Genomic DNA, 9120 nt, shown 5'->3' with positions numbered 1-9120 from the left:
GCGGGAGCGCGGATCTCGGCGGGGAAGTTCGGCAGCGTCGACAGGTCGTTGCCGAACGACGCCGTCTCGGAGGTGAACAGATCACCTGTCAGCTGCATACCGTCGCCCGAGTCGCCCGAGAAGCGTATGACGACCCGGTCGAGCTGCTCTGTTTGATTCGTCACCGGCAAGTGCCTCTCCCTGGGCGGAAAATGCGCGTGTCGTACGGACCGACGGGGGCGGAAGCCCATCGCGAGCCTAGGCTCAACGAACGATGATTTCAATGGGTGTTGAATTGCCCTTGGGGCGGGGGTAGAGTCCGGCCGTTCGGGGTTCGTGGCGGGGATGTCGACGGCGTCCGTGGTCGAAGCGCAGGCCGGCCGGGAAGTGGTGCCCGCAAGCGGTCTACGCGCGGCGCAAAGCTTTGACCGAGGAAGTCACTGAACGTAGACTTCACGCCAAGATGAATTCGCGTCGCGCGTCCTTCGGGGGACTCGGGATCGAGAGGAAGTGCCGCCGTGGCAAACGCTAGAGGCGCATCCGAAACCCGCCGCGCGATCATGAGGTCGGCGGCGGACCTCTTCGCCGAACTGGGGTACAGCAACACCTCCCTGCGGGCCGTCGCAGCCGACGCCGGCTGTGATCCCGCACTGATCGGGCACTACTTCGCCTCAAAGGAGGATCTCTACAGCGCTGTGGTCGAGGAGACGGTCAGGCCCGCCGAGGCGATCCGGGAGGCGATGGAGCGAGGTGATCCGGACGCCGCCGAATGGTTGATGCGGCACGCGGTCGCCGACTGGAACGACCCGGTGCAGCAGCGTCGGATCCTCGGCGTCCTGCGGTCCGCGGCGGACCTGCCCGCGGCCAGGGAGCGGCTGAGCCGGTCGCTGCTGCCCAGGGAGGTCGCGGACAGCGGTGCCGACGAGGTCAAGGTATGGCTGATCAGCAGCCTGTTCATCGGGGTCAACACGTCCCGCCGCATGGGGCTGCTGGATCCCGGGCTGGCCGAGGACGACGAGGAGATGGTGCGCGCGCTGGCTCCGGTCGTGGCCGCGTTCCTCGCGCCGCAGGGGATCGCCGGCGGCGCTCGTGCCTCCTCCTGAGGGGCCGCGCGCACGTTCGGCGGGGGTGCCGGGCGGGATCGGCCTTCGATCCCGCCCGGCACCGTGCCGTCGTGTCCCATCGCCGTCCTATCCCATCGCCGTCGTGTCCCCGCAGTCGTTTTCCTGTTGTCGTTTCTCCGCTGTCGTGTCCGCGCCGCCGTGCCCGCGTCGGTCTCTCCGTGCCGCCGTGTCCGCGTCGGTGTCCTTGTGCCGGTGCCGGTGCCGGTGCCGGTCGCGGTCGTCGTACGGCCGCCGGATCCCTTCTCCGCGGTGTCGGACATCCGTACGTCCGGCGCTCCGGTCCCGGCCTGGTGGTGGCCGTCCGCGCCCCGGCCGTCCGGGTTGACGCAGGTCAACTCCGAGGCGTGGGCGGGCGGTCGGGCGGACGGCGAGTGTCCGGATCGCGGTCGCAGCGGTTGCCCAAAAGAATTCAGTACTCGTAGACTTCATTGGAGAGTGAAATATTGAGGGCGCTGTCGGGCAAGGCAGTCGACCCAGGGAGGAAACATGGAATCCATCGACACCGGCGTGACGGCTCCGCCCGGCACCGCACCCGCTCCGTCCGCCACCGCGAACCCCGCGCGCTGGGTGATCCTCGCGGTCACCCTGTCCGCGATCTTCATGCAGATGCTGGACACGACCATCACGATGGTCGCGCTGCCGTCGCTGCAGAGCGATCTCGGCGCCACGTTCGCCGAGATCCAGCTCGTCGTCGCGGTCTACTCGCTCGCCTTCGCCTGCACCCTGGTGACCGGCGGCCGGCTCGGTGACATCCACGGCCGCCGCAAGGTCTTCCTCATCGGCATGCTCGGCTTCACCATCGCCTCGGCCCTGTGCGGCGCGGCCCCCAGCTCCACGTTCCTGATCGCCTCCCGGGTGCTTCAGGGCATGTGCTCGGGCCTGATGTTCCCCCAGGTCCTGTCGATCATCCAGGTCATCTTCTCCAAGCAGGAACGCCCCAAGGCCCTGGCCATGTACGGCGCCTCGGTCGGCCTGGGCACCGTGCTCGGCCCGGTCCTCGGCGGCTGGCTGATCGACCTGAACATCCTGGGCACCGACTGGCGTGCGATCTTCTACGTCAACCTGCCCATCGGCGTGATCGCCCTGTGCCTGGGCCTGGCGAAGATCCCCGAGTCCTCCGCGCCGGGCGCGCAGCGGCTCGACGTGACCGGCGCCGGCATCCTGACGGCCGGCCTGTTCAGCCTGATCCTGCCGCTGGTCATCGGCCGTGAGCACGACTGGCCGGGCTGGAGCCTGGCGCTGCTGGTGCTGAGCCCGGTGCTGCTCGCCGAGTTCTTCCTCTACGAGAACAAGCTCTCGAAGGCGGCCGACCGCTCCCCACTGGTGCCCACGGGGCTGTTCAAGGAGCGGTCGTTCACCGTCGGGCTCATCATCAGCGTCGTGTTCTTCGCCGGCATCCCGTCGTTCTTCATGACGTTCTTCATGAGCCTGCAGATCGGCTTCGGCTACACGCCGATCTCCGCCGGCCTGGTCAGCCTCGGCTTCGCCGCCCTCATCGCGGTCGGCTCCGCGCGCTCGGCGGCCGTGGTCAGGAAGCTCGGCACGAAGACGCTGGCACTGGGCACCGGTCTGCTCCTGGTCGGCATGGCCGGGGTCATCGGCACCCTGCACTGGGCGGGCTCCGACCTGCACGGCTACCAGCTGGTTCCCTCCCTGATGGTGGCCGGCCTGGGCGGCGGCTTCTTCCTGGCGCCGTGCACCGGCATCATCCTGGCCGGCATCCGCTCCAGCAACGCGGGCTCCGCGTCCGGCATGCTGGCCACCGTCCAGCAGGTCGGCATCGCCATCGGCATCGCCGTCGCCGGCATCCTGTTCTACGGGCTGCTCGGCTCGAACGCCGACGACGCCAGCGCGTCGGCGGTGCCCCGGCTGCGTGGCGACCTCGCGGCCGCCGGGGTGGCCGAGGCGCAGCAGACGCAGATCACCACGGCCTTCCAGACCTGCTTCCACGACAAGATGAACCAGAAGGACCTCACCGAGACGCCCGCGAGCTGCGCGCGGATCGAGAAGGAGATGGCGAACAGCCCGCTGCCGCAGGAGGTCAAGCAGAAGGTGAAGTCCGCGGTGCTCGGCACGGCCGTGCCCGAGGCCCGCAAGGCCAACTTCAGCGACAGCTTCGAGCAGGTCGTGTTCTGGCAGATCGGCTGCTTCGGGCTGTCCTGCCTGCTGGTGCTCGCGCTGCCCAAGGTCCGGCCGGAGGACGTCGCCGACGTGCCGGGCGGCGCGTGAGCGACTGACCCGGGGCGGGCGGCGCGTACACGTCGCCGCCCGCCCCGGCATCCCCGCGCGTCCGGGCCGGGGCGCCGCCCGACGGCGGCACCCCGGCCCGTCGCCATTTTCCGCCACTGCCGCTCCCGTGCGGCGAAAGGAAGTCGCAGACACCGTGTGGACGGTTCTCGCGCTCGGTACGGCCTCGGCCCTGGTGTACGCGGCCGCGGCCGTCGCGCAGCGGTCGACGGCCGCGCGGTCCGGCGCACCGGGCGGCCGGAGCCTCGGCCGCTCGCCCGCGTGGTGGGCCGCCGTCCTGCTCAACGCTCTCGGCGCGCTGCTGCACACCGCGGCCCTGCGCTACGGCTCCCTGGTCGCCGTGCAGATGCTGGGTGTGCTCACCTTGGTCGCGGCGCCGCTGCTGTCGGTCCCGCTGCTGCGGCACCGGATGACCTCCGAGCAGTGGTCGGGCACGGCGGCGACGGTGGCCGGTGTCGTCGGGCTGCTGATGCTGGTCCCCTCCGCGGGCGTCAGCCGTCCGCTGCAGGGGCGGGAGGCGCTGGGCGTCGGGGCGCTGGCCGCCGCGGCCCTCGGCGTTCTGGCGGTGGCGGCGCTCGCCGCGCGCCGGGCGGCGGTCAGCAGCCTGGCGTACGCGGCCGCCGCCGGCGTCGCGTTCGGCGCCGCCTCCGCGCTGGCCCAGACCGCCGTGCTGGAGGTGACCGGACGGGGGTCGGGGGAGTCGGGTACGGCCGTCCTGCTCGCCGTCGGCGTGGTCTGCCTGGCGCCCGGCGGGCTGCTGCTGTGCCAGCGCGCCTACCGCACCGGCCTGGAGGCGCCGCTGGCCACGGTCACCCTGGTCAACCCGGTGTTCGCGGCCGTCGTCGGCTTCCTGGTCCTCGGCGACCGCTGTGCCGCGGGTACGGCCACCGCGCTGGCCGGAGCCGCCGCCGCGCTGGTGGCCGGGCGCGGCGTCTTCGTCCTGGCGCGCGCGGAGGGCGCCACGACGCGGGCCGTGGAGACCGGCGCCGCGGCGGGAGGCCGGGCCGTGGTGGGCACTGCCGCCGGCGGCTACTCCTGCGCCAGGCGGTCGAAGTGGACCTGGATGGACGGCGCGAGCCAGTCCATCAGCTCCTCGAAGTCCAGCGAGGCGAGCGGCTCCACCGCGAGCACGTAGCGCAGCATGACCAGACCCGCCAGCTGCGCGGAGACCAGCGAGGTGAACGCCGGCGCGTGGTCGGACCATTCGGGGACGAACCGGCTCAGGCACGCCTCGAAGGACGACTCGATCCGGTCCCGGAAGGTCTTGGCCGTCGCCTCGTCCGACAGGCTGGTGCGGTAGACGGCCACCAGCGCGGGCCGGGTCGCCTCGTCCTCCCAGTAGGAGAGGAACGCACGCGCGACCCACTCGCCGCGGCTCTGCCGGCCCGCCTGCACCTCGTCGTCCGTCAGGGAGTCGAAGAGGGCGGACATGTCCAGGCGTGAGGAGACCGCGTCCTGGAACAGGCCGTCCTTGTTGTTGAAGAAGTGGTGGATGAGCGCCGGGTCGACCCGGGCCTGCTGGGCGATGCCACGCATCGTGGTGCCCGAGTAGCCCTTGTCCGCGAAGAGTTCGAGAGCCGCGGTGAGGATCTGGTTCCTGGTGCCGCTCTGACCCGGCCGCCGGCCTCCGCCCCGCGTGGGGCGGCCCGCACGGGGCGTGGCGCCGCGACGGGTGCTGTTCGGGCAGGGGCTCCCGGCTCCGTTACTCATTGCCCCTCCGTTAATTCATGGGATGTGGAAATCAACGTTACCAGCATTCCACATGCGGTGACTCCCCGGTAGGGAGCATTCCGTTCGCCGGGCGCCGTGTCCAGCCACGCCCGGTGCGCCGGTGGGCGGACCGGCCGGAACCGGCAGTCGCCGTCCGCGCACCGGGCGCACCGCCCCGCCACCGGACGCCCGCATGCGAAGCCGCCGTTCCGCGCCCGCCCGGCGGGCGCGGAACGGCGGCTTCTGCCGGGCGCCGTCAGGTGACGCCCGGCCGGCCGGTCACCGCTCGACGCTGGGGGAAACGGTGGCCCCCGGCGTGAGGACCCGCCGGACCATGTGCGGGGCCCGGCGCTTGGCCCACAGCAGGGTCTTGATCCGCTTGAGGGGAGTGAAGTTGTAGTAGCGGTCGGTCGGATCGCCGAATCCGAACAGCGGGGGAACGAAGGACGCCTGACGCAATTGGCCGAAGATCCGCTCGGCGGCGGCCCCCGCGTCCATCCGGTTGTCGGCGACCTGGCGCACCAGCCGGTCCATGTCGTCGAACAGCGCGACGAAACCGGGATACACCGGGAACCACAGCCCCGCGCCCCGGTGCTGTCCCAGCTCCCGCCACTGTCCGGGGTGACCGGCCGACGCCAGGGCGTCGTTGCGGGCCCGCTTCAGGGACAGCGCGGCGAACATCGAGTGCAGCAGCCACACCCGGCAGAAGGCGTTCCACAGCCGGAAGTCCGTGGTGGCCGTGAGCGCCGTGCCCAGCAGCCGCTCGCTGTGCTCGATCAGGGCCGCCTGGAACGACTCCAGGCCCCTGAACCGTGCCACCGACCAGTCGTCCTCGGCCGCCGCCGCCACGATGTGCGCCGCCGCCTCGTGCACGAGTTCCGCGGTCAGCGTGACGTCCCGGGAGAGCGTGAAGTCGCAGCGCACGGCGGAGCGGTCGAGGACGACGAAGCCGGGGCCCGCCGCAGCGGTGGCCGCGTACTGCCACGGCTCCGCGCTCGTCCACGGACGCACGGTGGTTGCCTTCTCGAACTGCCAGGCCAGGTCCGGGAACTGACGGACCAGCTCCTGGAAGTCCTCCTCCGCGGACGCCGACCCCTGCGGCCACAGCTTGGTGTCCAGACTGACCGCCACACTGGTCAGCGCGTCGTCCCCGTCCCGCTCGGAGCCGAACGGCACCAGCTGGATCCAGCCGCCGGGGAAGACCACCTGGGTCGTGCCGCCCGTCCACGCCGTGCCGCCGGGCCCCGGGTCCACCCGCCGCTCCAGCGGCCGTACGCCCCGCAGGTGCGCGGTGAGCACCCGGGAGGAGTGGCGCAGCGGACGCAGCGCCGGCTCCGGCCCCAGGCGGGCCAGCATCGGTGCGTCCGGCCCGGACATGTCGACCACGAACTCGGCGGCCACACTGCTGCCGTCGGCCAGCTCGACCGTGAAGTCGCCCGCCTCGCCCCGCACGTCCTTCAGCACGGGACGGCCCTGCGGCGCCTTCGCCCCGTGGCCGACGGCGACCCGGTGCACCCAGGCGTCCACCTCCGGCCGGTACAGGTGCGACTCGCCGTGCTCGCTGGGCACGTTGAACTGCAGCTTCTGGTGCGGGCGGACGCGGGCGCCGGGGCGGGCGTAGACGAAGCCGATGCTCGACTTCAGCCCGGATCCGGCGCGCACCGACGCGGGCAGCTGCCCGAAGTGGCCGAGCGCGGCCAGCTCCGGGACGCCGTAGCGGCGCGCGAGGAGTTCGAAGACCTCCGCGGTGTACGGGACCGTCGTCTCGCCCGCCGGGATCGAGGCGTCGTGCGCCGAGTCCACCAGGACCACGTCGAGGCCGGCCCGGGCCAGGACCGCGGCGAGCATGCCGCCGCCCAGATGCGCGCCCAGCACGGCGACCTTGTGGCGGGACGCGGGTGCCGCCGCGCCGACGGTCCGCGCCTCCGCCGCCGCGGCCACGATCCGCGACGACCCGTCCACCACGGCGCCGCCTCCGGCGCGGACGGCTCCGGCGCGGGCGCCCTCGGCCCCGGCGCCTTCGGTGCGGGCGGTCGCCGCCCGGATGTCCTCGGGCCGGGTGTCCTCCGGCTCGTCGGGCAGCGCGGACTCGGCCGCGCCCACCGCCTCGGCGCCCTCCAGCCAGCCGCTGTCCCGGTCCGCGTCAGCCGCCCCGGGCGCCGCCCGCCCGCCCCTGTCGTCCGCCGCGCGGGCCGTGCGCCGCGCCTGGACGTCCTTCGGGGTCGCGGCCGGCCGCGACCGGCGGCCGCGCGTCCCCGGGCTGTCCGTCGCTCTGTCCTTCGTCGGCGTGGGCGCCTCTTCGTCCTTGGGCATGGTTATCTCCTCCTTCGCCCTCAGGCGCTCTTGTGGAAGCGGGAGCGCAGGAAGCCGCCCAGCGCGCTGGCCACGACGGGCCCGGTGTCGGGTGCCGCAGGGCCGCGCCTGGCCCAGTGCATGGTGCGCAGCATCCGCGGCGGGTTGGGGTTGTAGAACCGGTTCTCCGGGTCGTGCAGACCGAACGGGGGCGGGGCGTAGCCGTCGTCCTGCAACAGGTCGAACAGCTCGCCGGTGGCCCGGTCCGGCGTCATCAGGCCGGCCTCCACGTCCCGGCAGGCGGACCAGGCCGCGTCGGTGATCTTGTTGAAGCCGACGCTGGCCGGGAAGAGGGCGCCCGGGTGCGGCTGGGCCTCCAGCTCCCGCCAGATCATGTGGTCGCCGGTGCGCTGGAAACGGACCAGCGCGTCCTGGGCGTTGAGGGTGCCGAGCACCGTGCCCAGGGCCCACATGCGAAACGTCGCGTTCCACATGCCGTAGTCGCGGAACGAGGTGAAGGAGGACCCGACGACGTCGTCGTGGGCCCGCACCAGACCCTGCTGGAGGGTCTCGACGTGGGCGAAGCGCTCCGCGGAGAAGTCGTCGTCCCGGGCGGCCTCGATGAGCCGCCAGGCCAGCGAGTTCACCACGTCGGTGGTGTTGGTCAGGCCGCGCGAGTACAGCGCGTCGACGAAGCCGGCCGCGTGCGAGGTGAGGCAGAAGCGGTCGCCGACGATTTTCTTCGACGAGTACTGCAGACGGCCCGTGGACACCCACGGCCGGGCCGCCGTCGCGTTCTTGAACTGCGGGGCGATGGCCGGGAAACGCTCCAGGAACCGGGCGAACTCCTGCTCGGGCGGGGTGTCCGTCTTCGGGTGGCGGCGCGGGTCCAGGGTGAGGCCGACGCTGCACAGCCGGTTGGTGGCGCCCTTGTGGTTGTCGAAGGGGATCACCCACAGCCAGCCGCCGTCGAAGATGTGGTGCAGCGTGCCCTCGTGCCAGGGGCTGGGGTTGTCGTGCCCCTGGGCCGCCGGGCAGTCGTCGTAGGGACGTACCCCGATCATGTGGGTGAAGAGGGTGCGCGAGTGAGTGCGCTGCTGCGGCACCTCGTCGCGCAGCCCGAACTTGTGGGCCAGCGGCGAGTTGTGGCCGCCGGCGTCCACGATGTAGCGGGCGCGGATGTCCGGCCCGTTGTCCACCGCGAGCGTCACGCCGGAGCCGTCGATCGCGACGTCGGTCACCCGGGTGGCCAGGCGGCCCGTGGTGCCGTAGCTCAGCGCCACGTTGTACATGTAGGCGTCGACGTCCTGGCGGAACATGTGCGACTCGGTGGACAGGGCCACCGGGATCACGAACTGGTTGATCTCGTGCGGGTCCTGCTTCTGGCCCTCGCGGTGGTACACGAAGCCGAAGTTGCGCTTCTGCCCCGAGTTGGAGGACACCTTGGAGCGCATCGTGGAGAAGTGGCTCAGGTGGGCGATCTCCGGCACCCGGTAGCGGGCGGCGAGGATGCGCAGCATCACCGAGGTGTAGGGGATCGTCGACTCGCCCACCGCGAACCGGGGGTGCGTCCCCGCGTCGATCAGCACGGTCTTCACGCCGTTGCGGGACAGGATGGCGGCCAGGACGGACCCGGCGATGCCGGCGCCGAGGATGGCGACGTCGTGGTCCGCCCTGCCGGACGGATTGGACGCGGGCAGTGGCTGCATGATGCTCGTTCCTCCAGTGGTCGAGGCGGATTGCTGGGTCCGGGCCCGTCTTCCTTCAA

6 protein-coding genes are annotated in these 9120 nt (G+C 72.1%); 3 read left to right on the top strand and 3 right to left on the bottom strand.

Going from position 1 to position 9120, the window contains the following annotated elements; genetic code table 11:
- Positions 1-497: 497 nt before the first annotated feature.
- The 3 genes from VKA29_RS08985 to VKA29_RS08975 all read left to right on the top strand — a co-directional run bounded on the left by VKA29_RS08985 (position 498) and on the right by VKA29_RS08975 (position 4485).
- On the top strand, positions 498-1082 hold the full coding sequence (locus tag VKA29_RS08985) for a TetR/AcrR family transcriptional regulator (RefSeq protein WP_324784739.1): 585 nt from the start codon (positions 498-500) through the stop codon (positions 1080-1082).
- Positions 1083-1589: 507 nt separating this feature from the next.
- Entirely contained in the window at positions 1590-3332 is a 1743-nt protein-coding gene (locus tag VKA29_RS08980; RefSeq protein ID WP_324784737.1) for an MFS transporter, read from the top strand.
- Between the two features lie 154 nt (positions 3333-3486).
- A complete protein-coding gene (locus tag VKA29_RS08975) occupies positions 3487-4485 on the top strand; it encodes a hypothetical protein (protein WP_324784736.1) in 999 nt (332 codons plus the stop codon).
- Here the strand turns inward: VKA29_RS08975 and VKA29_RS08970 are convergent.
- From VKA29_RS08970 to VKA29_RS08960, 3 genes are all read right to left on the bottom strand, one after another.
- Complete coding sequence (locus VKA29_RS08970) at positions 4380-5060, bottom strand: TetR family transcriptional regulator (protein WP_324784735.1); 681 nt, start codon at positions 5058-5060, stop codon at positions 4380-4382. The genes VKA29_RS08975 and VKA29_RS08970 overlap by 106 nt on opposite strands.
- A gap of 279 nt (positions 5061-5339) precedes the next feature.
- Positions 5340-7373, bottom strand: coding sequence for a hypothetical protein (locus tag VKA29_RS08965; protein ID WP_324784734.1), 2034 nt, complete (start codon positions 7371-7373; stop codon positions 5340-5342).
- Between the two features lie 20 nt (positions 7374-7393).
- Positions 7394-9061 carry an NAD(P)/FAD-dependent oxidoreductase gene (locus VKA29_RS08960; protein ID WP_324784733.1) on the bottom strand — a complete coding sequence of 556 codons (1668 nt, stop codon included), beginning with the start codon at positions 9059-9061 and terminating at the stop codon, positions 7394-7396.
- Positions 9062-9120 lie beyond the last annotated feature (59 nt).

The sequence above is a fragment of the Streptomyces sp. H51 genome (assembly GCF_035656535.1).
Lineage (GTDB): Bacteria > Actinomycetota > Actinomycetes > Streptomycetales > Streptomycetaceae > Streptomyces.
This window is presented reverse-complemented; position numbering and strand designations above follow the sequence as displayed.